Genomic DNA, 24,766 nt, shown 5'->3' on the forward strand with positions numbered 1-24,766 from the left:
AGCCGGATAGTTAAGGGATCCGGCTTCAATCCTTTTTTTCTTTCGATAACCAGCTAGATTCACTGTTCGAGGAAATCGCCTCTCCTATCTCTTTAAGGCACTCTTCTTCCCTGCTGCTCTGTTTAGTTACACGTGAACGCACACCCATAAAATAAGACAGAGCTGCGATTGGTAAGGCATAACCTATTCCATAAATAGCGAGATTTTCTCCCTCAGGTTCAAAAATCACGCTCAGGAAATTAACTCCCAGTACAACAATGGTTAGTCCAACAAGGTTTAACTCCAGCTCCTCAATATTATTTACTTTTAACCATCCCGGCAAAGGAAGCGGCTGGATGAACAACTGGTAGAGCCCAAAAGAAGTAAGGAAAAGGACTGTACCGACCAGGAATAGATGGACAGTTTCCACAAGTTCAACAATAACATTTTCTCCCTCAGGATATGTTTCTGTCATTCCTGTAATCAGTTCCCAGATGAAATGAACAATATCAACGCCTCCTTTAATAAACAGAATGCAGGCAGCAATTGCCAGCCCTATAACCGGAATGAGTACGAAGAAATGCATACCTGCAATAAATCTCACTATTTTCACTGGAAGTCCCCTCATTGCTTTTCTGCCAGCCCATGAAGTCGGGTCTGGTGGATCCGGGATAAGTAAAATAGTCTCCAGAGAGCTTACCCTCTGGAAAACCTAATCTAAGGTCGTTTACTCTTCGGCGAAAACTGCACGCAGCTTATCCTCTTCTTCCCTGGAAAGGTTGGAAGCGATAAGTTCAAATTTCATTCCTTTGGAGACTTCAGCGACTCTGTCCTGTACGGCATCACTTGTCATTAAAAAGAGGGCTGAAGTTCCTTCGGTTACTTTGCTTCGGATTGAACGGATGAAATCATCATCGATTCCAATATCTGCCATGGAACCTGTGAGGGCTCCGACTGTAGCCCCTACGGCAAGGCCCAGTATAGGAACAAAAAAGATCAGCCCGAAAAGCATCCCCCAGAAAGCACCGCTCAATGTCCCCGCACCGGTTAAACTGGTCAGCTGTTCTGTTTTTGGCTTCTTCTTCCCCTGAGGCCAGGTGACTATGGCGGCATCATGAAGGTTTATCAGATGCTGCTTGCTCAAATCCTTTACAACATCAAGAGCTTTTTCCGCTCCATCTGCGGTTTCAAACTTCAGAACGGTTATTGTTGCCATTCCTTGAATCTCCTCCTCTGCTTACAGGTTCAATTTACCGGTTGTTTTTCATACCAGCCTGTAACAGCCTGACAGCTAATTGAGAACGGACAGAAACGTTTTCAGGAACTTTTTCTCAGGGTGACAAGTTTTTCTCACCGGATGTCCCTCTACAGGTCAGATAAAACAGGCATATACTGCCGGATATCTGACCTGGTCAAGAACAGTGTGTAATCTTTGTTTACTGATTTTAATTGTTCCCCTTTCCCCCGTTCTGGAACCTTGAATCCAGGGCATGCTGCAGGCTCTGCTTAGCAATGCTGTAATATATAACTGTTTTTATGTATATTACTTTATACATGCTTAGATATTTTTACCGGGAATGCCTGCCAGAACCGTGTTATTTCGGACGCAATACATGATCACTCAGAGATATTCTCTTCTGTGCTTTTTTCATCCAGATCTCTGGTCCCGCTTGATTCCATCAACTTTGCTATCATGCGTGTCTCTTCCGAGCTCTCCAGAATTATCTTCACAACTATCGTAAGAGGTACTGCAATAAGCGCGCCCGCAGCTCCCAGTACGAAGGACCAGTAAAACAGAGACAGAAATACGAGTGTGGGAGATAGTTTAAGGCCTTTTCCTGCAAGAGACGGGAAAATGACATTTTCTACGAGCGCGTTGATAATAGTGATGCCGACAAGGACACCAACTGCCCCTATAAGCCCGTATTCGAACAGACCAAGAAGCATGGGTGGAATGGCTGCCAGATAAAAGCCCAGGTAAGGTATATACCCGAACAGGAAGAAAAGGAGGCCCCAGAGAACAGCAAAATCTATGCCCCCGGCAAGAAGAAGTATGGCAGTTCCGATGCCTCCAAGCAAATTGGTCTCGGTTCTCAAGAGCATGTAATTTATGACGGTTCTGCTCAATTCGGTATACTGTGAAATATGGACTGGCTGGTTTTCCCCTTCTTTTTGCATTTTCACGGGCGCACCTGCAGAATCCAGAAGTAAGAACGTTGTCGTGATAACAATGAGCGCAATTGTTGATCCTGCATTCAGAGCTCCTGAAATAATATCCCCGGATACGTTGAACGCAAAAGCTGCAATATCGCGCAGGACCGATTCTACGGAAACTCCGGCTTCAGGCAAATATATTGAAATACTGTTCAGGATACTTGTCAGCTGGTTCTCATAGTTTGGAATCCTGCCACTGAGCTGGAGTAAAGAGTTCGCAAACAGAAGTGTGGTTCCGACAAAAACAAAAATGAAAACAAGGATAACCAGAACTACGCTTATCTTTCCGGGGACTCTTTTCCTCATAAGCCAGCGGACCAGAGGGGCAAAGATTAGATAAGAAAATATCGAGAAAAAAATCGGCATGAGTATGCTTGAAATAGCCTTCATGCCAATTGTAAGGAGAACCGCAGCAGTGCTGTAAATCAGAACTCTGGCTGGTGTTGAAATGGCATTTGTATTTATGTTTACATCTCCTGAACGTCCCTTCACCATAAACCGGTACCTGACCTTTCCCGCCTTTCGGATTCTATCGCGAATTTATCAATCATGTGCCATCTGGTCAAGAGAGGCGGCAATTGCCAGGATAAGTGCATTGTCCTGCCCGGGCTCAATCTCTACTCCATACGAGTCCCGGATGCGGAACCATTTTTTTGAAACTTCTGCGATTTTTCTTCCTTCAGACTCAATTTCATACTCGTGGTCCAGGATATTGCCTTTTATTTCCATATCAGGCTCCTCTGGAATTTCAACTTTCCATTTGTCTCGCAGAATATTAATGAGGTCTTTTTTAACTGTTGCAGCAAGGCTGTCATCCGCATTCTTGATATTCATCGTATCCCTGATACGGAGTAATTTTTCCTGAATTTTATAAAGTTCATTTCCACGCAGATCTTTGAGAATGAGGGTGTTGCGGATGCGTAGTGCCTTTCCATCAACATGGTACGCCCGCTCTCCAGTTTCATCCTCTATCCAGTAATCGTCTCCTATGGAAACAAGCTTTTCATGCATTTTATAGATGTGTCCTTTCTCCCCTTCAGAGCCTCCACGGCTCCCAAATAATCTCATCAAAATCACTCCCTTTATTTATTCAACCCTTTATTTATTCAGTTTTGGTACTTTACTTTGAAGAAGTAACGTATTAATCCGATCATAAAACCTGGAAAACTAATATTGATTCAATTTCAGCAATGGAAATTAAATTACTTAGCTGGCTGCGAAAATAAATTATTACTTTTAATAATTATTTTTATATTACTATATACTATATGCGCATCAGCTATCAGTAATTTAAGTTTTTGACTGCAGTTACTCTTTCAAGATATTCTTCACAGGGCTTTTCTGTAAATCTCGATGATATCTTCTTTTGAGAGTTCTCTTGGATTTGTAAGGCGGCAGACGTCCTGCATGGCATTTTCAGCCAGAAGTTCAAGGTCTTCTTCCCTTGCCCCAAGCTCTTTCAGGCCTGAAGGAATTCCGATTTCTGCTGCAAGCTTTTTGATTGCATCTATTGCTTTATCCGCTGCCTCGTCCGGGCTCAATCCCTCAACTTTTTCTCCCATTGCCTTTGCGATGTCTGCAAAACGTTCAGGGCAAACCTGCTTGTTATACATCTCCACATAAGGCAGGAGGATGGCATTGCAGACCCCATGCGGGAGGTCATAAAAGCCTCCGAGCTGATGAGCCATGGAATGAACATACCCAAGACTTGCATTGTTGAAAGCAATGCCTGCAAGATATTCTGCGTGTGCCATCATGTCCCTGGCCCGTATATCTTCCCCGTGGAGGACGGCTTCGGGCAGGTATTTTGATATAAGCTCTATTGCTTTTATGGCAGCCGCATCGGTAGTCGGGGTAGCCATGGTAGAAACATAAGCTTCCACAGCATGGGTCAGAGCATCCATCCCTGTTGCAGCCGTAAGTGCTGGCGGCATGCTGACCATCAGTTCGGGATCGTTAACCGCCACATCAGGTGTGATCCGGGGGTCGACGATAGCCATTTTGATGTGCCTTTCAGTATCAGTAATAATTGTAAAACTTGTCATCTCGCTCGCAGTGCCCGCTGTCGTGTTTACCGTGATAAGTGGAGGAATTCCTCTGGTAACTTTACTCACTCCTTCGTAATCATTTATCCTTCCTCCATTATATACCACAATGCCGATTGCCTTTGCACAGTCCATTGGGCTCCCGCCTCCGACAGCAACTATCATGTTACAGTTTTCTTTCCCGTAAATGTCTGCCCCTTCCATAACTGAAGTATCGGTCGGGTTCGGGTCTGCTCCCGGAAAGATTGCTGCTTCTATCCCCGCACGTTCAAGAATTCTACGAATATCCGCTGCAAGCTCTTTCCCATGCCTGCTCTTGCCTGAAACTATCAGGGCTTTCGTACCCCCCAGGTCTTTTGCATGCGTGCCGATCCCATTTACACATCCAGGTCCCATCAGGGCTATCTTTGGGTTCAGGTAAGTGTATGTCATCTTTTCTATCATGCCTTCTACTCCCCTCGATAAGTTCTGTTCAATCTTTCCGGTGCTATTATAAAAATACAAAATATTAATAGAACTGATTTTTTCCCTGCAAGTAATAAAGTTTTGCTCTGCAAAGGGTTTTGAAAACAACGAATAAATATTACGCGAAAAGAGGAAAGATGTTTGAAAAGATAATATTTCAGGCAGGGATTTTTGGCAGTGGACTGAAGTTCACAGCTGCAAATTGTTTTTTCCAATGTACAGCTATTTAATAAATTAGCTCTAATAAAATATACATGAGCGGGGGCAGATTTGGAGCAGATTTTCTTTCAACGTATGAAGAAGGAATAAAAAAAGAATGGGTTATAGGAAACGGGCTTGGAGGATATGCTTCATCTACAATCATCGGAGCAGGGACAAGGACTTACCACGGTCTGCTCGTAGCAACTCCTGAGAACTCTCCGGGAAGGCTCCTGCTGCTTTCTTCCCTTGATGAGGAAATATCTGTCAACGAAGAAGTTTACAAACTTGCAGTCCATAAATATCCGGACACTATCAGTCCCACAGGTTTTCAACATCTTTCCGAATTCATTCGCTACCCTTTTCCTCTCTGGGTTTACAGGCCCGGGGATTTTATCATTAAGAAAAAAGTCTTTATGATCCATAACAGCAACACGACCTGCGTCCTTTATGACATCACATCCAGAAGAGAAGGGGCTGTGCTGAAAATTTTCCCTCTTATAAGTTCAAGAGATTTTAATCTTACTGCTCGCGCAGGATACCTGTCTTTCTTCCAGAGAGCCGGGCCTTCGGGAGTGAAACTGGCAAGTTCTACCGGTTTTACTTTCTCCATTTCATCCAATCTTCAGTATCACCCCGAGCCAGTATGGTATTTTAACCTGGAGTACGATACTGAAATGCAGAGGGGGCTTAATTTTCAGGAGGACAATTTCAATCCGGGATGTTTTGAGGGCGAACTCAAAGAGGGGACATCCCGTTTTTTTGTTGCTGCTTCAACAGAAGATGTTTCTTCCTTTACTCTCGAGCAGGTCGATAAACTCTATTTAAGGGAAGCAAACAGGCAAAATCTTCTGGCTCTTGACTCAAAACTTATCGAGCCTTTTGCCCTTAAACTTCTCAAGGCAACTGACCCTTTTGTAGTGAAAAACCGCTCTTCAGGCGAAAACACCGTGATTGCGGGGTATCACTGGTACTCTGACTGGGGAAGGGACACCATGATTTCTCTTCCCGGACTGCTTCTAATTCCTTACCGTTTTGAAGAGGCAAGGTCTGTTCTCAACAATTTTTCTAAATATTGCAGGCGCGGCCTGGTCCCCAATACTTTTCCTGCTTTCGGTGGAGACCCTGTTTACAATACTGTCGATGCGTCGCTATGGTTTATCCATGCGCTTAACCGTTATTTTGCATATACGCAGGACTTTCTTTTCCTTACCGATGTCTGGGACACAGTGGACGAGATCATAAATTTCTATTGTGACGGTACGGACTTCGGGATAGAAATGGACTCTGACTACCTTATCAGGCAGGGTCCTCAATTGACATGGATGGACGCTAAAGTGGGGGAATGGGCGGTGACCCCCAGAGAAGGTAAAGCCTGTGAGGTAAACGCTCTCTGGTATAGCTCCCTTAAAACAGCTTCTTATCTCGGGATACTCCTTGGAGAGGATGTCTCTTCATATGAAACCCTTGCAGCCGGGGTAGCTTCGAATTTTGAGGATGCTTTCTGGAATCCTGAGGCTGACTGCCTCTTTGATCTCATATACGAGGACGAAACAGGAAACCTGATTAAAGATCCTGCAATCCGCCCCAACCAGATCTTTGCAGTCTCGCTCCCCTATACAATGCTTTCACCAGAAAAAGAAAAAGCGATCGTGGACAGGGTCGAAAAAGACCTTCTCACTCCTTTCGGGCTCAGAAGCCTGTCAACAGATCACTTCCTGTATAAAGGACAGTATCTCGGAGACGCCTTAACCAGGGACACAGCCTATCATAACGGGACAGTCTGGCCCTGGCTCCTCGGGGCTTTTGTAAAAGCTTACCTGAAGACCCACGGCTATGAGGACAGTAACGTAGAATACATGAAGTCTATTCTCGAAGGTTTTGACGGACACCTTGAATCGGCAGGTATAGGCGGCATTTCCGAGGTATTTGATGGGGACTATCCGCATGCTCCGGGAGGAACAATTGCCCAGGCGTGGAGTGTTGCAGAAATTCTAAGGGCATATGTGGAGGATGTACTCGGGATAAAGCCCTGAAATAAACAGCCTGTTTTTAGCAGGTCCGGAAAAATAGGAATAACATAATTCGTATCACATAATTTAGAGGATGAGGGGGATAATATGACCTGGAAAGATCGTGGAGAACTTTTTGTAAGGTATAATAGAAATCCTATACTTACTGTTGATGACCTGTCATACCGGGCGAATTCTGTTTTTAACCCTGCGGCTGCTATAGTTGACGGTAAAACTCTACTTCTTTTGAGAGTTGAAGACCACAGGGGCTTTTCCCACTTTACAGTAGCCAGGAGTAAAAATGGGATAGACGACTGGGAAATTGACGGCAAACCAACATTTTTTCCTGAGCCTTCAAAGTATCCTGAAGAGATATACGGCATTGAAGACCCTCGTATAACCTACATGGACGAGCTGAAAATGTGGGCTATAGTGTATACGGCTTTTTCGGATTCCGGTCCCCTGCCAGCTCTTGCCCTTACAGAGGATTTCCAGACCTTTGAACGAATAGGACCTGTTGCGCCTCCTGATAATAAGGATGCAGCTATCTTTCCGGTGAGCTTTAACGGGAAGTGGGCAATGCTGCACAGGCCTGCCGCGACCGGGCATACTTTGAAATCCAATATCTGGATCTCGTTTTCTCCGGATATGAAAGCCTGGGGGTGGCATCAGGTTCTTTTCTATGCCCGGGAAGGGGGATGGTGGGATGCCTATAAAATAGGCCTATCCCCGCAGCCGATGTATACACCTGAAGGGTGGCTGATTATGTACCACGGAGTGCGCCAGACAACATCTAAAATCAGTTACCGCCTGGGGCTGGCTCTTCTCGATCTCAAAGACCCGAGAAAAGTTCTACGAAGATCAGAAGGCTGGGTTTTCGGACCTCATGAATGGTATGAACGCAGCGGGGACGTTAATGATGTTGTTTTTCCCTGCGGTTGGGTTGTGGTGGACGGGGAACTCCGCATCTACTATGGAGGCGCGGACACTTCTGTATCCCTTGCAAGTGCAAAAATGGATGATATAATGAAATATATCCTTGAGTGCCCTGAGGAGCAGTGTCCTGTGGAGCACTGCAGATTTTTTGAGGGGCACAGGGACAGACACTCCAACCCTAAAAAAGGATGAATACTGTCCGGGCAGGGGTTGCTGGCCTAAGAACAGCGCGCAGAAGAGCAATATTCAAGGACAATTTCGGAATTAAACAACTCAGAAGGTTTTTTAACTAAAATAGCCGGGAACCTTGAGAAGAAAATCTGATACTAACTTAAAAAGTTAAGGTAAAATATTTTGGCGATTAATGGGCTACATATCTCTAATCTATTCAAAAAAGAGATAAGTTTATAAACCGTTGGTAGTTATTGGGACTGAATAATCATTTACGTATAATACCACCTCTGAGATGATACAAATGGATGCAATAGAAAAAATATTTGGAAAAACCGCACAGATGACAGTCCTTAAGAACCTGATCGAAAACCAGAACGAACCTACTTACCTTTCAGGAATAGCTGAGGCAACCGGGTTGTCCCATTCCAGCGTATCAAGGGTTATCACTCCTCTGGTCGCGTCTGGTGTTGTCCTCGAAAAACCTCTTGGAAAACAGATCCGAACTTTCCAGCTAAACACGGAAAGCGAAGCAGCGAATCTGATAGTAGATTTTTACAAAAAAATCAACCAGTTAATGGATTAAATTTGAAAAGGAAAGCATGGAAAATTGTATTTTAAGACCGGACAGATCTATTGACCTGCCCTTCTATGTTTTTCATAGATATCGGACCTGCGCATTGCAGGTTCGGAATATCTTTTTATTACTTTTTCTTTTATGATTTTGCCTCAAAATTTGAGATCTGATTTTGCTCTATCGGAAGTTTTTCCATTAACCTGTCTTCTTTTTCTTCGGTTTTGGAATCACTTTTTTGTTTTCCTTAACCTGAAATGTCCGATAAATGTTTTCATAAAAGGATCAACTTGTTTTTAAAAAAACTATCCTTTTGTTATTGGAATTGCGAAAGCAAAGGTGCTGCCTTTTCCCTGCTCGCTTTTGAACCAGACATAACCTCCGTGAAGGTTAACAATCTGCTTAACAAGTGAGAGTCCAAGCCCTGTGCCCTGGAATTTTTTTGAAGAAAAAGAGTTAACCTGGCTGAAAGGCTTGAAAAGTTTATTCTGGTCTTCAGTTTTTATCCCTATTCCGGTATCTTCAACTGTTATTTCTACAAGCTCTCCTTTTTTTCTTGCCCCTATTTTAACAAGGCTATTTTCAAAAGAGAACTTTATAGCGTTGTCTACAAGGTTAAACATTATCCGGATAAATCTGTCCTCATCTGCACAGATTTTCGAAATGCTGCTGTCTACGCCGGTTTCAATTTCAATATTTTTTTTATCTGCTATGGGAGACAGAATGTTCCGTATAAGGTCAAGACTGGAAGCAAGCTCAAATTCTTTATAATCAAGCTCCATTTTGTTTGCTTCTATTTTGGAAAGATCCAGGATGCCATTGATAAGGTTCAGAAGATGCTTTCCACTGTTGGATATATTACTTATGGCTCTCAACTGTTTCTGATTCAACTCCCCGTATGCCTGTTCGTAAAGCATGTCAGAGAAACCTATTATTGAATTGAGAGGAGTTCTGAGTTCGTGGCTCATATTTGCAAGAAATTCGCTCTTGGTGCGGTTTGCAAATTCAGCCATTTGTTTTTCATGGAGCAGATTTTCTGTAATTTTCTTTTCCGTAATATCTCTGGCAATACCACTGAAGGCAACAGGATTTCCTGATACATCAAAAATCGGGGAAAGAGTTACTGAAACATTTACTGCTATACCGTCTTTTTTCAAACGTAATGTTTCATAGCGTTTGACTTTTTTTCCCTGTTTAATCTTGTCAAATAATTGCTTTATTTCCCCTTTAAGGTTGTCTGGTTCAAGTATGGACACGTTTTTCCCCATAACTTCTTCAGCCAGATAACCATAAATCTGCTCTGCCCCTTTATTCCAGCTGGTAATTGTACCATCAAGGGTTCCAGTTATTATAGCATCGTTTGACGATTCAACAGCATTTGCAAGTGCCTTAATTTTTTCTTCTGTTTTTTTTAGCTCAGTAATATCACGGGCTGCAGCAAAAACCCCGGTAACCCTTCCATTTTCATCCCGGTATATGGATGCGTTATACAGAACAGGGGTTATATGCCCATGTTTATGGCGAATCTCCAGCTGATAGTCCCGGACAAGTCCTTTCTGAAACACATATTGATATCCTTCTTTTGCCTTCTCAGGCTCTGTAAAATAATCCGAGAAATCAGTTCCTATCAATTCGCTCCTGAAATAACCTGTGACAATTTCGGTGGCTCTGTTTACATCAGTTATTTTTCCGTCAGGGCCGATAGTGACAAGAGGATCGAGGCTGACTTCAATCAGGCTGCGGTTATACGCATTTGCCATCCCCAGGGCTTTTTCAATTTTTTTCCTCTCAGTGATGTCCTGAACAATTCCAGCCATCCTGACAGGGACATTCCCGTTTTCAAAAATAACCTCACCCTGTTCATGGACTATCCGTTCTTCTCCACCTTTCAGGATAATCCTGTGGTCAATGCTGTAAGGTTTTCCTTCCAGTGCCCCCTTAACGGCGTTGTTCACGCAATCCCGATCTTCCGGGTGCACATAACTCAAAAATGCATCATAAGTTGCCCCAAATTCCTGGGGACTGAGCCCGAAAATCCGGTAAATTTCATCAGACCAGTAGAGCTCATTGCTCACGATATTCCAGTTCCAGCTCCCAAGGTGGGCTATTTTTTGAGCCTCAGCGAGGCATTTTTCACTCTCTTTTAATGACCTGTAAGCCTTTTCAATCTCTTCAGTACGTTTTTTGATCATTTCTTCCAGATTATCAAGAGTTTCTTTTAAAGTTGATTCTGTTTTTTTTACGTCCGTAACATTACGGGAAATGGTGAGAACAGAGGCAACTTCGTCGTTAACAAACTCAGGTATTATCAGTATATTAAAATAGTATTTTTTTCTTTGAGGTAATATACAGTCGAATTCCATGGTTTCGGTTTTTCCTGTAGAAAAAACTTTTTCATTATGTTCTTTCCAGAATTTTGCTTTCTCAGGGTCAGATCCCAGTTCATTATGGGTCTTTCCTTTAATTTCTTCCTGAGAATAACCATAGATATCCGCAGCTACCTGGTTGACGTATAAGTGGCGGTTCTGCCTGTCAAAGCGGACAATTACATCAGGAGAATTTTCGGCCAATATCAGGAATTTTTCTTCCGATTTGAGAACATCTTCTTCGGGTTGTGTGCTTTCCGAAATTTCGGCACTTACCCATTTATTAGATTTTTTCAGTTCGGCAGTCTGTTTCTTCAATCGAATTTCCAGCTCGTCGGCAGCTACGCTTTCAGAAATAATCATACATCCCCAACCCTGCTTTTAATAAAGCATTAACACCTAAATTAAACACTTTTATGTCTGATCTTTTTGCCTCAGATTTGGACAAATATGACCACGAAAGTCCCCGGTAAAACCATGTCAGAATTCCTTCCAGGCAGGTTTTTCTGGCATCGTTAATTTTCTTCCAGGTACAATTTATGATACTCATCATATATTAATTTTTAAGCTAGTGCTCTGAAATTTATAGTAATAAATGATACATATCTTTTCAATTGTTCATAAAAAATTTTAAATGTTCTCCTGAAATTATGTATTTTGACAAAGTATAATTGAAAATTCCTTAAAAAAGATATCTTCAGTATCCCTGTATAATCTCTATTTTGCTCCCCTGAAGCCGGCAGCGCCTGAATATGGCTTTTTTGATCAGAATATAGGTAAATTATATTATTAATCAGGGAAAAATAATAACATAATGGTCAACATACTGGGTACGGGTGAAAGGGGGAGAGGGCCTTTACAGCTGGATATAGGTATAGTTGTGTCAGGCCTTGGGGGAAATTCCAATGAAGAAAGAAGCCAGTTAAACGGTCTAGTTTCTTTTTTCGGTGTTGATTTCGGACTCTATATAGGTCCATCGTATAACCCATTTCGGACTGTGGGGCCAAGCATCGGAATTGGTGTGGTCATAGGGTCAAATGGTTTTCTGGCTGCAAAACTGGGCATCCATTTCAGGAGGGCGTTTGGTCTGGCTATGCTCTTTCCTATAGTTCCCATTTATGGTGTTACCGGAGCAGGCTTTTTAGCCGCATTGCCTGTTTCGGAAGGGGTTAAAGTTGCAGCAACTGTACCGTTACTGTTAGTGCCGGCAGCAGCTGTATATCGGGAAGATATCCATAAAATGCATATACGTGGAATGGATGCCTTAATGAAATTGAAATCTCACATCCGGGGGAAATAAGCACCTGAAGCCGTTGATTTTTAGTATCGGAAAATCAGGCTTATTTTTTCAATATTGTCACCAGCATTTCAACTGAGCAGGCAGATTGGGGGAATCCGGCTTAACGAATGAAATAGACGAATTGCATGAGGAAGTAACTGCTGTCAGTGCTCCTGGAGTACAGCCGCTTGCACCGTCCGGTCGGCGGAATATCTGGCTAAAAGTCCTGATCTCCGCAACAGCTTTCTATATTCTCTTACTTGTGGCGTTGCTGATGACGGGCAATCCAAACCTGTTTCCCAGTCTGGTTATGGTAGGCAATTTTACAGTCCCGGTTGCATACGTGGCATTCTTATATGAGCGCAAGAATTTCAGCCGCCTGAAAATGCCAATAGTCTCCCTGGCTTTTCTATATGGGGGGCTGGTAGGTATCATCGCTACTTCTTTTATAGGGCCATTATTTATTACCCAGTTTAATCCTGGGGACATTTTAGCAGTGGGACTCGTTGAGGAATTCGCCAAAATCCTGGGTGTGGTGGTGATAGCACGCCGCAGGCGGCATGTCTCGGAAATGGACGGGCTTATTCTGGGCGCGGCAGTAGGAATGGGGTTTGCTGCGCTGGAAAGCACCGGTTATGCCTTTACCGCCTTCCTGATGAGTAACGGAAGCATTTCGGCAGTACTGGAAGTAACGCTGTTCCGCGGCCTTCTTGCCCCATTGGGACACGGGACCTGGACAGCTATTTTAGCCAGTGTGCTGTTCCGTGAAAGCAAGGACTGCTGCTTCCGGGTTAACCTGCGAGTAATTGGTGCATACCTGCTCGTTTCCATTCTTCACGCAATGTGGAACGGTTTGTCCCTGGTTCTCGCCCCCTTTACTGGTCTGGGATTGGGTGCGATCATTACCTGGGCTTTAGTTGGTTTCATCGGACTGTATGTGCTCTGGCGGCGCTGGAGAGAAGCAGTCAGGTTAAAGCCTGTTTTGCTGCCGGAAAGAGAGAATGTATAACACTTTAAAGAGATAAAGCCCGGACCGGTCTGAAAAGAAAAAAACCAGAGAAGTATCATTAAAGAGAAGTATCATTAAAGAGAAGTATTATTAAAGAGAAGTATCATTAAAAGACAAATATCATTAAGGAATAAAGAAGATATAATCTTATTATTTTTGTTCTCGATATCGTCTTCAGCAATGGCTGTGAAGTCATTACTAAAGTAAATATTAGAAATTATATTTTTACCATTCCTAAAAGAGAAATATCATTAAAAGAGAAATATCATTGGGTAATATAAATTTATAATGTTTCTATTTTGATCATAGTCTCTTAATCTTCTCCGGTTCAGTCCCGGTTTTGGCTGACCTTTCCAGTTAAGTCCCACGATGTTTAGTCCAGTTCGATCAAATTATTGACTAATAATAAGGCTGCAACCTCATTTAACGTTAATCTGAGTTCTGCCTTTCCCTGAAATAACTTATCATGGATTTCAATTAAATATCTTTTATTCGGCGGGATATACCAGTAAGGATGTGATAAGACCCCGTTTTCATAGATTAAAGATAATTCATCTATTTTAGCCAAGACAGTATTTCGGTCCATAATGCCTTCAAATAATGGTTTTTAAAGTTATATTTTTTAAATAGATTTTTATACTCTCGCTATATTTCTATTTATATATATTTATCTTTTTATCATATTTCTATTGATTTTCTATTTTATTTCTATTAATTTCATTATATGCCTGTTTTATTTCTATCAATCTTTTACAACCTTATATGTCTTTTGACTTTAGAATTCCTGTTCAATTGACATGTTTTTTTCATCATATCCTTTCATCAGCTCCTTTATATAGTCTTCTAAACTGTTGTGACTTTTTAGATCAATTCTGATAAATAATCTGGCAGAAGATTCTCTATTCTGTCAAATTTCCTTAAAATTTCCTTTTCATTTTACTTCCCGGAGTAACCATAGATATATATGAGAGTTTTTCAAAATAGCCATTTGTGAGCTCTGGAGAAACTGTACGTGCGGAAATACTTGTATCTGGTCGGGTGCAGGGAGTGGGTTTTCGGAGATTTGCAAGAAACGCAGCCGAACGCTTTGGAGTGGAGTGTAACCCCATAAATCTCAGGGACGGAAGGGTTTTTGTTCTCGCTGAGGGAAGGCTCGAAGCTCTTGAACTCCTGATAAATGAACTAAGGAAAGGACCCACTTTTGCACACATAGAAGATGTGGATGTTACTTTTACTGAAGCCCTGGGAAATGTGTATGAGCTTTCCACATAAGTTTATGCGTTTTCATGATATGATATTATATGATATGACTTTCCTGATATCCATTTTCAAAAAAAGTTATTTCCTGGTTCTACCCGGTTTAGTTGGAGTGGTTTCTGAGGCAGACCTTATTTTTTTCCGGATTTACAGGGTGCTCCCAGGCTTTTTCGTCTTCAGGGTTTCCCCAAGGCTCGCGTTCATAGGGCTCTGCTTTCACGAGGACGTAAGTGTAGGGACCAAAGGCTTTTTTCAGGTTATGTTCAACATGAATCGAAATCCTGTTTGCTTCGCCAATGTCAAGGGCGTTATCAACTTTAATGCGGATATCTACAGCTATATTGTTTCCTATTCTCCGGGTCTTGAGGTTTGAGAGAGCTTTCACCCCTTCTGTTTTCTGGATAATCTGCCTGATCTCACCTTCGGTTTTTTCATCAAGGGACGCTTCTACAAGTTCATTTATGCTGCTGTGAAATATCTTCAATGAAACTTTGAGGATGATGAAACTCAGAAAAACCGCCATCAGAGGATCGAGCACAACCCATTTCCCTCCAAGGAAAACCGCAGCTCCTATTCCTATCATGGTGCAGAATGAGGAAAAAGCGTCCGAGCGGTGATGCCAGGCGTTAGCGGTCAGAGCCATGCTGTTTATTTTCTGGGCTTTCAGAATCGTGTACTGGTACATGATCTCCTTTGAAATTACGGAAGCCAGGGCTGCATAAAGTGCAATAATGGCAGGCTGTTCAAGGGTTCCTGCTTCGATGAACATCAGAGTTTTCTGGACACCGTAATACAGGATCTGCCCTGCCACAAGTAAGAGCATAAGCCCTACAAGGCTTGCAGAAAGTGTTTCAATTTTTCCATGTCCGTAGTTATGACTTTCATCCACCGGCTTTTTCGCGATTTTGAAGCCGAAAATCACCACAACATCAGTAAGAAAATCCGAAAGGGAATGGACAGCATCCGCTACCATTGCAGTACTGTTTCCCAGGATACCTGCAAGTAATTTAAAAATAGTGAGCCCGAGGTTCACGAAAAGCCCGACCCCTGTAACGCGGACAGCCTGATCAAACCTTTCTTCGTATTCCATTTTTCTGGTCACTTCCGTTAAAGGAAATAAGTTTCCAGGACTTTTATCTGCCTTATATTCATGACCTGAAGCAAAGACCTGCCTAAAGACCGGAAATTTTTATCCATTAAAAAAATCTTATCCGGGGCTAATGAAGTAGGATCAACAAAATGACTAATAAATATATAATAAATATGTATCTATAATCTATATTAAACGTTTCTTTATAACGTAATTATATCTATCTGTCTTTATATTACTCAATTCCCATGACTGTGCGAAAAACAGGCAACAGGTAAAAATAAATATGGCAAAAAAGATTGAAGGTAAAAATTCACTGAATACAAATAATGAGTGAATCCGTTTCAATATTTATCAGATCCGCAGTTTTATAAGTTTTATTAGATACTGGAACGCTTGATAGCGAAACGTTGATTCTGAAACTTTTGATACTGCAGCCCTGATACTGAAACCCTTGATACTTAAATGCTTTAATCTCCTTCATGTTTTGCTTTAATCCCCCTTCGCGTTTTGCTTTAATCTCCTTCGTTTTTTTCAGTCTTTTTTCATAATTTTCATGATGAAGAATAGCCCTGCAAGGTTCATTGTTCCAATCAGAAGATATCCTATGAGGTGTTTTGAGCTCCTGTCAAAAATTGATCCTCCTGCCAGAATGCTTGCCGAGCTGGTTTTTTCTTTTGCTCCAGCCGGAGAGTATTCGCTTTCATCTGTTTTTGCCTCTTTATTTGAGAAATCTAGTACAGAATCGGCCCTGAGATAAACCTCTTTTTCCTTTTCTTCAGGGCTGTTTCCGGAGTTCAGGACTGCTTTGACAATATAGGAATCCGGGTCAAGCCCGAGGAAAAGAAACTGGTCATCATTTCCTGAAGATGAGATCAGTTGTCCATTTCTCCTTAGCTCCACAGACCCTTTTTTTGGAAGTTCAACTTTAAGGTTTACGTGCCCTGTAAGCAGGATCTGCTCTCCTTTGACAAACCTGGGCCTTTCAGGGATGTCGAGTATCCCGAGCAGTGTAGGAGCAAAATCCTCCTGCCCGAACTCCCCTCTTATGACCCCACTTTTAATGTCCTTCGCGTGTGCGATGAAGGGTACCATCTGTGCCTCGTCCGAAACCGAATATTTTTCGGACTGGTGTCCTCCTTTGGAACCGTCAGCCGAAAAAGCCATTCCATGGTCTGCTGTCAGGATAAAAGCAAGGTTGTTTTCTTTACAGAGGTTATAGAGAGGCAGAAGTTCGGAGTCGAGGCTTTCAACACAGTCTATATACCCGTAATTATCCCTGTAATGCCCGCTCATATCAATTGCCCCCACATTGACAGTAAGCAGATATTTCTGGTCAGGACAATTTTTTGCCATATAGTTCACCACATCACAGGCTGTTTCTATGCCCCATCTGTTATATCCGTTATACCTGTCTCTTGTCTCTTTCGAAGAAACATATGCAGGAGCCATGTCAGCTCTACTCCGCATTACCTGTAAAAGCCCGGATGGAACCCTGATATCCTGAGAATATTCGTACTGCTCAAGCATTATCTCTATATTTTTTATAGAGTTGTTCTTGTCTCTCAGGACAGCGTCCTGCTCTGCACAGATTGACCACGAGTCTCCTTTTTCCATTACTGCGATGCAAAGGTAGCCCTGAGCGTGTAAAATATCAAAAATATTTGCATCTTTAAAACTGACAAACTCGCTGTCTGCATCAGGATTCCCGGTAACAAGGACGGAGTGTCCTCCCTCGGTAAAAGTCTGAGGGGCGCGGAAGTCGAGAATCTGTGCACTGTTTTTACTAATTTCAGGGATGTTCTCAAGCCTTGCTTTTTCAAGGACTGCACCGTCAAGTGAATGTGGTGTAAGCTCGGGATAGATAAAAGGGGCACTTAAACCGTCCACGATCAATACTACAGCCCCTGCCGGAGTATTCACAGGATTTACCTCTACTTCGGTAAGAGCGGAGGATGTAACTGGCAAAGCTGCAAGGAGAATTAATAAACCTGCCGTAAGTAAAATAAAAATAAAAAATGGTTTGAAATTTCGGGCACTATCTGTCATTGTAAATAATTTTACACATTTCGGCTATAAAGAATTTACCTTTTTAAGAAGTTATGGCAGCAAATTCTGGTATCCGGATTATATTAACACAATTTCTAATTTTATCTCTGTTTCAGGTTACTTATTTAAAGGTTTATTTTTTAGGATTCATTACATGTGAATAAGTAAATGTATAACATTTGCTGCCATATCAGTAATATTCCTAAATTCCTTATCCATAATCCAAAAAAACAGGAAGAATTCCCATGAAGATGAATCCACGCTGTACTTACTGCCTTCTTTCCCGAGTGCATTTTCAATCAAAGCTTTCTACCGATGATGAAGATCTGATAAGCAGGACTATCCACGAATGCCTTGGGGTCATGAACAAACATTATAGCCCTGAGGCTGTATCATCCCGTGTGGCCACAAAAGTCCACAGGAAATGCTATGAAGTACTCCGAGACAGTGACCCTTATGAGGTTACGAAAAAGCTGATCAATCAGGCTGCTTTAAAAGTCCTGCCCGCAGCAAAAGAAAAAATTTACGAAAATTCTCCTGATGATGGAGAACTCTTCAAGCGGGCAGTACTGGCATCTGTTATTGCTAATTATTTTGACTTCGGGATTATGGGTTTTGATGCCAGCGAAGATAAATTTGAAGCTGCTTTTCTGAAATATTACAAGCAGGGACTTGATGTTGACGACACTCCTGAAATGCTCGGTCTGCTTCAGGACGTCGTATATATCGCTGATAACTGTGGAGAGATCCTTTTTGATGCTATTGTTTTTGACGTGATTAAGAAGCTGGGTGGAAATATAACCCTGGTTGTGCGTGGAGGCCCCATTCTTACAGATGTGACTCTGGAAGAAATAAAAGAGTTTGAAATTGATAAAAAGGTCGACAGGGTAATGACCACAGGTTCAAATGCAGTTGGAGTCCTTGTAGAAGAAGCCCCTGCCGAACTTCTTGATGCCATGAAGAATGCTACCCTGATAATTAGCAAGGGCATGGCAAACTACGAGACCCTCTCAGAGCACAACTTCGGACCCATAGCCTATATGCTTCTTACAAAATGCGAATGCGTGGCTGAAGACCTGGGGCTTGAGACGGGATTATCTGTTGCAAAACTTATGAATTTCCCCTGAAAGTTACTGCATTCCGGATTTTTTCGGCAACTATTTATTGAGCAGAAAAACAAATTATATGTATTAATGAAAATATTTTAAAGTCAGTGCAGAATTCCGTATAAAAATAACATTTAAAGGAGAGATTTATGATGTGTGAAATTAATGTAATTCTGCTCAGTGGAGAAAACCGGGAGAGGATTATGGACTCCGTAGCAAGGATTCTGGTCGAAGGGGACACAATTCAGCTTACCGGAATCCTCGGAGATAAAATGACGGTTGAAGGTTCGGTAAAAGAGATCAATTTCTCGCGCGGGGAAGCGATTATTTTATCCAGATAACTTTTTACTTTGGCATGAAAGTCCATGATGAGAAAACTCATCACGTACTCTCTCCTTCCTTTTTTCCCATAATTGCGATAATTCCACTAATTATTGTTATCCTTTCATCAACCGAGAATATGTCTGCCTCAACAATCTTTCTCTTTTTAACTTCTCCCTTTTGGTATCCTGTTTCATCTTCGTACATCTCATCGTTTGTGATCAAATGCCATATTATTGTTGCAATTTTCCTTGCTAAGGCAATAATTGCCTTAGCATATCCAATTGTCTTCTTTTTCCTGTTAAAAAACTCCTTTAATCTGCTATTTTTCTTTCTTGCTGCTGCTTGAGCAATCTGAGTTAGAATCCACCTTGCTACTTTTGATCCTCTCTTAGTGATTCTTCCGTTATGGTATTTATCTGCAGATTGATACACATTAGGAACTATTCCAAGCCATGAAGCAAGTTTATCTCCCGTTGGAAAATCCCTGAAATCTCCTATTTCAGCAATTAGAGTTGCCGCACCAAGCTCCCCAATACCTGGAACTGACATCAAAATTTCCATTTCCCTTTTATGCTTTTGATAAGCATAATTGAAAATTTCTCTTTCAAGAACTTCAATTTCTTCATCTAAATGTTTTATAAGGTTCAGACATATCTGAAGCCTTATTGCAGCACTCTGTGATATTTCTCTATCCAGAATTTCCCTTATCTGAACACTCTTTTTCCGAACATTTGGAGAAAGCGACTCTATAATTTGATCAATATTTTTACCTGAAGAGATTCCTGCTAGAATTGCTCTACCATTTTTTCCAAAAATGTCAGTCAGAACATCACCCAGATGTAACATTTCGGAGGAAAGAATTGCATGAGCTTCATTTTTAATGTCCGTTCTTTTTCTTACAAGAGTTAGGCGAAGCCTGACGTATGACCTGAATTCTCTATGTTTCTTCGGAAAAACTCTTGATGGTTGAACCATCTTATTCAATGCAAGTTTTGCAATTACTTCGGAATCTATTTTATCTGTTTTTTTATGTGTAAATGCTTTCATATCTCGAGCATTTCCAACTATAACAGGCAAATGATCTATCAATGCCTCATAAATCGGAACCCAGAAATCACTTGTTGATTCACAGGCAACAACATCACATTTTTCAGAGGTTACTAAATTTTTAAGATCTAAAATCCCATCATCATCTCTGGCAAAACGATGTTGTTGTTTTTCACCGGATCTACTGAGGATAGTAGCAATAACAAAACGTTTGTGAATGTCTAAACCACAAGATTTGTTTATTTCTCCGTCCAATTTACATTACTCCATCATTTCCAGGACAGTAGAATTGCTTCAAAGGCAATTTGGCATCCGTGATCAAGGTCACATCTGGGCCTTCGATGGCAATTCAATGGTTAGTTTTTTGACGGCTTCGGAGAACCAAAGTAAAAACAACCTTCCTGTCCAAAGGTAATGATGGAGTTCTATTATCAAAAAAGCTAAGTGAAAAAGACTTTCATTTTTTGGGCATGTTATTCCAAGAATATCATGTGTGTTTTTTGTCTTACTGATTTTCACTGCCTTCAGGAGGGGTTAATCCCGAAAAATAGAAACGAACTTAATAAAGGGCACTTTGCCGTGAAGCAGCTGCTAATCTAAAGACTTGCCGGCTTCTTTTGATTTGCCGGCTTTTTTTGACTTGCTGGCTTCTTTTATCGCCCTCCTTCTAATGAGGAAGGTCACGCAGGCCCTGCCTGCAGTTTCTGAGGTGACAAGTTATTTAAGTCCAGAGGTTTGTCCTGTTAACTCTCACTCTGTTTTCGTACTGGAGGCAGCTATATGGGTCAGCACTATACTATTAATAGAAAGTAATAATAGAAAGTAATTATAGCTTAAAAGAATTAGCAAAGGTTAAATGTCTGGAAGCTGAAGCTTATATCTCCTGAGCTCAAAACTCAGGGGTTCTATGCTTCGTTATATAAAAATTCAGGATATCTTTCTGCCCGGAAGCTTTCTGGAAGGGTCTGAAAGCCTGAATCTCTCTTCTACTTTCTTTAATAATATTTAATTTCTGAGAAAAGCATTTATCTGTTTTTAATCTATAACCACAATGTAATCTAAGATACCCGCCATAAATAAAATATTTGGGGCACTTTCCAGTTAACTTCAATATCTTAGATTCAAATCTGTAGTTTGCAGCGACTCTTTAATGTAGACTTACATTATAAATACGGACGTACATTATAAATGTATGAAAAACTTTAAATTTATGTCTCGATTTCGGATCTGTGAAACCTGTCGACAGAGGAACGTAAACCCAGGAAAAGTAAACTCACAGCGTCTAATGCTATTGATTTAAAATATTATTTATCGTGATAGAACTATAATATAACTCTAATTAAAATCTAATTTAAATCTATCTCCCGATTAATAAAAGAAACAAACAGGACGGGATAATAAATGGTCAAAGCAAAGATTGCAGTAAACGGTTACGGAACTATAGGGAAAAGAGTTGCAGACGCAGTACAGGCTCAGGATGACATGGAGATCATAGGGGTTTCAAAAACCAAGCCCAATTATGAAGCTGCAGTAGCACACCAGAAAGGGTATGATCTATTTGCCCCGGCTTCAAACTCCGGAGCCTTTGAGAAAGCAGGTATTCCACTCGCCGGAACCATTGAAGAAATGGTAGAAAAAGCAGATCTGGTAGTTGACTGTACTCCTGGGGGAATTGGGGAAGCAAATAAACCAATGTATGAAAAAGCCGGAGTAAAAGCAATCTGGCAGGGCGGTGAAGATCATGAACTTGCAGGTTTTTCCTTTAATGCTGCAAGCAACTACGAAGGAGCTCTCGGGCGTGACCTGGTGAGGGTAGTTTCCTGTAACACAACAGGGCTTTGCAGGGTCATTTACCCTATTGACAGGGAACTGGGGGTAAAAAAGGTAAGGGTTACCCTTGCAAGAAGGGCTACGGATCCCAATGATATAAAGAAAGGTCCTATTAATGCAATCGTGCCTGATCCGATAAAACTTCCGTCCCACCACGGGCCTGACATAAAGAGTGTACTCCCTCACATCAACATTACAACTGCAGCCCTGAAAATTCCGACAACACTTATGCACCTGCATACCGTAAATATGGAAGTCAACACCGACTGCACTGCTGAGGATATTAACAGGATTTTCAGCTCTCAGTCAAGAATCCGTTTCATGAGTCAGGGAATTAATTCTACTGCTGAGATTATCGAATTAGCAAGAGACATGGGGCGCCCCAGAAACGACATGTGGGAGAACTGCATCTGGCCTGAATCCATTACCGTGCACGAAAGGGAATTCTATTTCTTCCAGGCAATCCATCAGGAATCAATTGTGGTCCCGGAAACTGTGGATGCTATCCGTGCAATGATGGAGCTTGAGAGCGACGGCGCAAAATCAATCCAGAAAACAAACAAAGCTATCGGGCTCTGAGCCCTGCATGGTTTATTAGTCTCAGAGTTAGACTCAGAGATCAGGACTCCCGGGTGAATTTTTGGAAAAAATATTCGGTGGGCTGCCCTGGTCCTGATTTTAAAGCCTTTGTTTCCAGAACCCCTAAATCCGAATTATGGAAAAGGGGATTTGAGATAGAATAATCCGATCTTTACATGACCTCTAATTCAAACTTTTTAAAACTGTGTCAGGAGGCTTTTAAAGCTGCATACGATGCAACTTTTGAGCTTGTGGGCACTGATTCGGCAAGCAGCTTCGTAGGCATGGGAGCTGACGGAACGCCCACTACCAGCATAGACCAGGTAGCAGAAGATGCTATAGTTGAGGCGCTTAAAGCCGACGGCAGATCCATGAGGATACTCAGTGAAGAGCTTGGAGAGCTTATTATCGGGAAATCTCCTGAGTTCTCTGTTGTGCTCGACCCCCTGGACGGGACATACAATGCTTCTTCAGGCATTCCTTTTTACAGTGTTTCAATTGCGTTTGCTTCTCATGACCTTTCAGACCTGAGATTTGGGTATGTAAGCAACCTTGCATTAAAAGAGGAATTTCACGCGGAAGCTGGAAAAGGAGCTTACCTTAACGGAAAAACAATAAGACCATCTCACAATTCGGACCTTAAGAGCCTCTGTGCCAGCGTATACGGCTACAGGCAGAACGTGGAAAGGACACGGAAGATATACAGCAATATCAGGCGAGTAAGGCTTTTTGGGAGCGTTGCGCTTGAATTGTGTTATGTAGCATCAGGCAGGCTTGATGCCTTTGTGGATGTCAGAAGAGCCTTACGCGTAACCGATGTTGCAGCAGGGCAGCTTATCCTTGAGGAAGCCGGCGGACGTGTGACTGACGGGTATGGAAATCTCCTGAGGCTTCCAGATAATGTTACTGCCAGAGTGGACATGGTCGCGTCCAACGGGCATGTGCATGAGAAGATTTTACATTTGCTCTCAGGGGGATAATTTGGCTATAAAGAGGATAGGGATTGCATCGCGTTGCGACAGGCCTGAAGTTCTTGACATGGTAAGGGAGATCCTTGCTCGTTTCAATTCCCAGGTGCAGATTTTCGTCTCAACCGCCACGGCTGAAGTCCTGGGTATAGAAGGGACTCCGGTAGAAAGGATGAGGGATGAAGGAGTCGAACTCGTTATAAGTGTGGGAGGAGACGGGACAGTCCTTCGGAATATTGCCAAAATGAAAGATCCTCTTCCTATTCTGGGAATTAATATGGGCACTCTCGGTTTTCTCGTGGATGTGGAACCTGAAGATGCGATTGAAACCATAGAAGAAGTCCTCTACGGCTTTTCGTATCTCGAAAGGATGCGTGTGGATGTTTTTCTCAATGGGGAAATGCTTGAAACCGCCACAAACGAGATTGCTGTAATGTCTGCAAAGCCCGCGAAAATTATTCAGTTTGAAGTCCATGTAAACGACTGCCTTCTTGATGAGATGCGCGCGGATGGTGTGGTTTTTGCAACACCTACGGGCTCGACTGCATATGCAATGAGTGCAGGGGGCCCTATTATAAACCCGAGGGTAAATGCAATTGTTGTTGTTCCTGTTGCCCCTTTCAAACTCTCCTCAAGGCCCTGGGTTATCCCCGCAGACAGCGAAATTACAGTAAAACTGTTGGAGCACAAAAAAGATGCTGTAATTGCAATCGACGGACAGAAGTCTTACAGGATCAGGCCTGAAGATATCGTCAAATTAAAAAAATCGAAATTTCCTGCACGTTTTGTCAGGATTTCAGATACATGTTTTTATGAAAGGGTCCAGAGAAAACTCTCTTAAAACATCCTTTTTTTATATCAGGGCTTTATCCGGGCTCTCTAATTATCAAATGCTGGCTACATTTGTATAACTGGTTACATTTGTATAACTGGTTACATTTGTATAACTGGCTACATTTGTATAACCGGTTATATTTCTATATTTTAGGTAAATTTTAGGTAAATTGATTCAGGGACAGGCTTGTAAAAACCGGATAACGTACAGCGAGCTTTCTTTACGAATAAATATAGAAACAATGCCTCGGAAACCCTTTTCCTCCAAGGAAACCATTTATACATATGTAGGTAAAGCTAATGCTAATCTTGCTAAACATAAGGTTTTTTGACTTTTACCGGGGTTTTAACCTCACAATTTCTTATTCAGGCCTCTGAGTTATTTTTCAGGGCAGTCAATACAAATATCATTAAAAATAATCATAAATTTCTCA

21 protein-coding genes are annotated in these 24,766 nt (G+C 41.9%); 11 read left to right on the plus strand and 10 right to left on the minus strand.

Features of this window, described 5'->3' with window-relative positions; genetic code table 11:
- Positions 1 to 25: 25 nt before the first annotated feature.
- The 5 genes from M886_RS11260 to M886_RS11280 form a co-directional block, all read right to left on the minus strand.
- A complete protein-coding gene (locus M886_RS11260) occupies positions 26 to 592 on the minus strand; it encodes a YqhA family protein (protein ID WP_152558027.1) in 567 nt (188 codons plus the stop codon).
- 114 nt (positions 593 to 706) lie between these two features.
- The gene (locus M886_RS11265; RefSeq protein ID WP_011034660.1) at positions 707 to 1,195 is read right to left on the minus strand and encodes a DUF1269 domain-containing protein; all 489 of its coding nucleotides are present in this window, start codon (positions 1,193 to 1,195) and stop codon (positions 707 to 709) included.
- Between the two features lie 401 nt (positions 1,196 to 1,596).
- Complete coding sequence (locus M886_RS11270; protein WP_015412780.1) at positions 1,597 to 2,688, minus strand: AI-2E family transporter; 1,092 nt, start codon at positions 2,686 to 2,688, stop codon at positions 1,597 to 1,599.
- Between the two features lie 48 nt (positions 2,689 to 2,736).
- Positions 2,737 to 3,261, minus strand: a complete 525-nt coding sequence (locus M886_RS11275; RefSeq protein ID WP_048036662.1) for an LURP-one-related/scramblase family protein — start codon at positions 3,259 to 3,261, stop codon at positions 2,737 to 2,739.
- Between the two features lie 260 nt (positions 3,262 to 3,521).
- A complete protein-coding gene (locus M886_RS11280; RefSeq protein ID WP_048051720.1) occupies positions 3,522 to 4,682 on the minus strand; it encodes an iron-containing alcohol dehydrogenase in 1,161 nt (386 codons plus the stop codon).
- A 275-nt stretch (positions 4,683 to 4,957) separates the two neighbouring features.
- Between M886_RS11280 and M886_RS11285 the strand changes: the two genes are divergently transcribed.
- The 3 genes from M886_RS11285 to M886_RS11295 all read left to right on the plus strand — a co-directional run bounded on the left by M886_RS11285 (position 4,958) and on the right by M886_RS11295 (position 8,606).
- Entirely contained in the window at positions 4,958 to 6,937 is a 1,980-nt protein-coding gene (locus M886_RS11285; RefSeq protein WP_048051197.1) for an amylo-alpha-1,6-glucosidase, read from the plus strand.
- A gap of 84 nt (positions 6,938 to 7,021) precedes the next feature.
- On the plus strand, positions 7,022 to 8,041 hold the full coding sequence (locus tag M886_RS11290) for a glycoside hydrolase family 130 protein (RefSeq protein ID WP_011034680.1): 1,020 nt from the start codon (positions 7,022 to 7,024) through the stop codon (positions 8,039 to 8,041).
- Positions 8,042 to 8,324: 283 nt separating this feature from the next.
- On the plus strand, positions 8,325 to 8,606 hold the full coding sequence (locus M886_RS11295) for a MarR family transcriptional regulator (protein WP_011034681.1): 282 nt from the start codon (positions 8,325 to 8,327) through the stop codon (positions 8,604 to 8,606).
- A gap of 293 nt (positions 8,607 to 8,899) precedes the next feature.
- Here the strand turns inward: M886_RS11295 and M886_RS17845 are convergent, their stop codons facing one another.
- Positions 8,900 to 11,323, minus strand: a complete 2,424-nt coding sequence (locus M886_RS17845; protein ID WP_080933345.1) for a PAS domain-containing sensor histidine kinase — start codon at positions 11,321 to 11,323, stop codon at positions 8,900 to 8,902.
- Positions 11,324 to 11,774: 451 nt separating this feature from the next.
- Between M886_RS17845 and M886_RS11305 the strand changes: the two genes are divergently transcribed.
- Positions 11,775 to 12,260 carry a hypothetical protein gene (locus M886_RS11305; RefSeq protein WP_011034683.1) on the plus strand — a complete coding sequence of 162 codons (486 nt, stop codon included), beginning with the start codon at positions 11,775 to 11,777 and terminating at the stop codon, positions 12,258 to 12,260.
- Between the two features lie 253 nt (positions 12,261 to 12,513).
- Entirely contained in the window at positions 12,514 to 13,248 is a 735-nt protein-coding gene (locus M886_RS11310) for a PrsW family intramembrane metalloprotease (protein WP_230626407.1), read from the plus strand.
- Positions 13,249 to 13,621: 373 nt separating this feature from the next.
- Here the strand turns inward: M886_RS11310 and M886_RS11315 are convergent, their stop codons facing one another.
- Positions 13,622 to 13,834 carry a hypothetical protein gene (locus tag M886_RS11315; RefSeq protein WP_048046544.1) on the minus strand — a complete coding sequence of 71 codons (213 nt, stop codon included), beginning with the start codon at positions 13,832 to 13,834 and terminating at the stop codon, positions 13,622 to 13,624.
- A gap of 404 nt (positions 13,835 to 14,238) precedes the next feature.
- Between M886_RS11315 and M886_RS11320 the strand changes: the two genes are divergently transcribed.
- On the plus strand, positions 14,239 to 14,520 hold the full coding sequence (locus M886_RS11320; RefSeq protein ID WP_048046543.1) for an acylphosphatase: 282 nt from the start codon (positions 14,239 to 14,241) through the stop codon (positions 14,518 to 14,520).
- Between the two features lie 88 nt (positions 14,521 to 14,608).
- Here the strand turns inward: M886_RS11320 and M886_RS11325 are convergent, their stop codons facing one another.
- Both M886_RS11325 and M886_RS11330 read right to left on the minus strand, forming a co-directional pair.
- Positions 14,609 to 15,595, minus strand: a complete 987-nt coding sequence (locus M886_RS11325; protein WP_048046542.1) for a cation diffusion facilitator family transporter — start codon at positions 15,593 to 15,595, stop codon at positions 14,609 to 14,611.
- 534 nt (positions 15,596 to 16,129) lie between these two features.
- Positions 16,130 to 17,644 (minus strand): sulfatase-like hydrolase/transferase, encoded by a 1,515-nt coding sequence (locus tag M886_RS11330; protein WP_048046541.1) that lies wholly within the window; start codon positions 17,642 to 17,644, stop codon positions 16,130 to 16,132.
- Between the two features lie 245 nt (positions 17,645 to 17,889).
- On the opposite strand from M886_RS11330, the gene M886_RS11335 reads away from it, so the two are divergent.
- Positions 17,890 to 18,771, plus strand: a complete 882-nt coding sequence (locus M886_RS11335; protein ID WP_048051198.1) for a damage-control phosphatase ARMT1 family protein — start codon at positions 17,890 to 17,892, stop codon at positions 18,769 to 18,771.
- 131 nt (positions 18,772 to 18,902) lie between these two features.
- A complete protein-coding gene (locus tag M886_RS11340) occupies positions 18,903 to 19,091 on the plus strand; it encodes a CooT family nickel-binding protein (RefSeq protein ID WP_011034690.1) in 189 nt (62 codons plus the stop codon).
- 40 nt (positions 19,092 to 19,131) lie between these two features.
- Here the strand turns inward: M886_RS11340 and M886_RS11345 are convergent, their stop codons facing one another.
- Positions 19,132 to 20,376: an IS110-like element ISMma5 family transposase gene (locus M886_RS11345; RefSeq protein WP_011032006.1), complete on the minus strand. Its 1,245-nt coding sequence runs from the start codon at positions 20,374 to 20,376 to the stop codon at positions 19,132 to 19,134.
- Between the two features lie 1,146 nt (positions 20,377 to 21,522).
- On the opposite strand from M886_RS11345, the gene M886_RS11350 reads away from it, so the two are divergent.
- The 3 genes from M886_RS11350 (at position 21,523) to M886_RS11360 (ending at position 24,339) form a co-directional block, all read left to right on the plus strand.
- On the plus strand, positions 21,523 to 22,530 hold the full coding sequence (locus tag M886_RS11350; RefSeq protein ID WP_011034691.1) for a type II glyceraldehyde-3-phosphate dehydrogenase: 1,008 nt from the start codon (positions 21,523 to 21,525) through the stop codon (positions 22,528 to 22,530).
- Between the two features lie 176 nt (positions 22,531 to 22,706).
- Positions 22,707 to 23,510 carry a bifunctional fructose-bisphosphatase/inositol-phosphate phosphatase gene (locus M886_RS11355; RefSeq protein WP_011034692.1) on the plus strand — a complete coding sequence of 268 codons (804 nt, stop codon included), beginning with the start codon at positions 22,707 to 22,709 and terminating at the stop codon, positions 23,508 to 23,510.
- Position 23,511: 1 nt separating this feature from the next.
- A complete protein-coding gene (locus tag M886_RS11360; RefSeq protein WP_048051199.1) occupies positions 23,512 to 24,339 on the plus strand; it encodes an NAD(+)/NADH kinase in 828 nt (275 codons plus the stop codon).
- Positions 24,340 to 24,766: the final 427 nt, after the last annotated feature.

The organism is Methanosarcina soligelidi (assembly GCF_000744315.1).
Classification (GTDB): domain Archaea; phylum Halobacteriota; class Methanosarcinia; order Methanosarcinales; family Methanosarcinaceae; genus Methanosarcina; species Methanosarcina mazei.

What these genes read in the sequence shown, in the direction of transcription:
- M886_RS11340 (WP_011034690.1), top strand. Translation starts at nt 18,903, where the DNA reads ATGTGTGAAATTAATGTAATTCTGCTCAGTGGAGAAAACCGGGAGAGG.
- M886_RS11315 (WP_048046544.1), bottom strand. Translation starts at nt 13,834, where the DNA reads ATGGACCGAAATACTGTCTTGGCTAAAATAGATGAATTATCTTTAATC.
- M886_RS11280 (WP_048051720.1), bottom strand. Translation starts at nt 4,682, where the DNA reads ATGATAGAAAAGATGACATACACTTACCTGAACCCAAAGATAGCCCTG.
- M886_RS11265 (WP_011034660.1), bottom strand. Translation starts at nt 1,195, where the DNA reads ATGGCAACAATAACCGTTCTGAAGTTTGAAACCGCAGATGGAGCGGAA.
- M886_RS17845 (WP_080933345.1), bottom strand. Translation starts at nt 11,323, where the DNA reads ATGATTATTTCTGAAAGCGTAGCTGCCGACGAGCTGGAAATTCGATTG.
- M886_RS11350 (WP_011034691.1), top strand. Translation starts at nt 21,523, where the DNA reads ATGGTCAAAGCAAAGATTGCAGTAAACGGTTACGGAACTATAGGGAAA.
- M886_RS11335 (WP_048051198.1), top strand. Translation starts at nt 17,890, where the DNA reads ATGAAGATGAATCCACGCTGTACTTACTGCCTTCTTTCCCGAGTGCAT.
- M886_RS11310 (WP_230626407.1), top strand. Translation starts at nt 12,514, where the DNA reads ATGACGGGCAATCCAAACCTGTTTCCCAGTCTGGTTATGGTAGGCAAT.
- M886_RS11305 (WP_011034683.1), top strand. Translation starts at nt 11,775, where the DNA reads ATGGTCAACATACTGGGTACGGGTGAAAGGGGGAGAGGGCCTTTACAG.
- M886_RS11295 (WP_011034681.1), top strand. Translation starts at nt 8,325, where the DNA reads ATGGATGCAATAGAAAAAATATTTGGAAAAACCGCACAGATGACAGTC.
- M886_RS11275 (WP_048036662.1), bottom strand. Translation starts at nt 3,261, where the DNA reads ATGAGATTATTTGGGAGCCGTGGAGGCTCTGAAGGGGAGAAAGGACAC.
- M886_RS11290 (WP_011034680.1), top strand. Translation starts at nt 7,022, where the DNA reads ATGACCTGGAAAGATCGTGGAGAACTTTTTGTAAGGTATAATAGAAAT.
- M886_RS11270 (WP_015412780.1), bottom strand. Translation starts at nt 2,688, where the DNA reads ATGGTGAAGGGACGTTCAGGAGATGTAAACATAAATACAAATGCCATT.
- M886_RS11330 (WP_048046541.1), bottom strand. Translation starts at nt 17,644, where the DNA reads ATGACAGATAGTGCCCGAAATTTCAAACCATTTTTTATTTTTATTTTA.
- M886_RS11325 (WP_048046542.1), bottom strand. Translation starts at nt 15,595, where the DNA reads ATGGAATACGAAGAAAGGTTTGATCAGGCTGTCCGCGTTACAGGGGTC.
- M886_RS11355 (WP_011034692.1), top strand. Translation starts at nt 22,707, where the DNA reads ATGACCTCTAATTCAAACTTTTTAAAACTGTGTCAGGAGGCTTTTAAA.
- M886_RS11285 (WP_048051197.1), top strand. Translation starts at nt 4,958, where the DNA reads ATGAGCGGGGGCAGATTTGGAGCAGATTTTCTTTCAACGTATGAAGAA.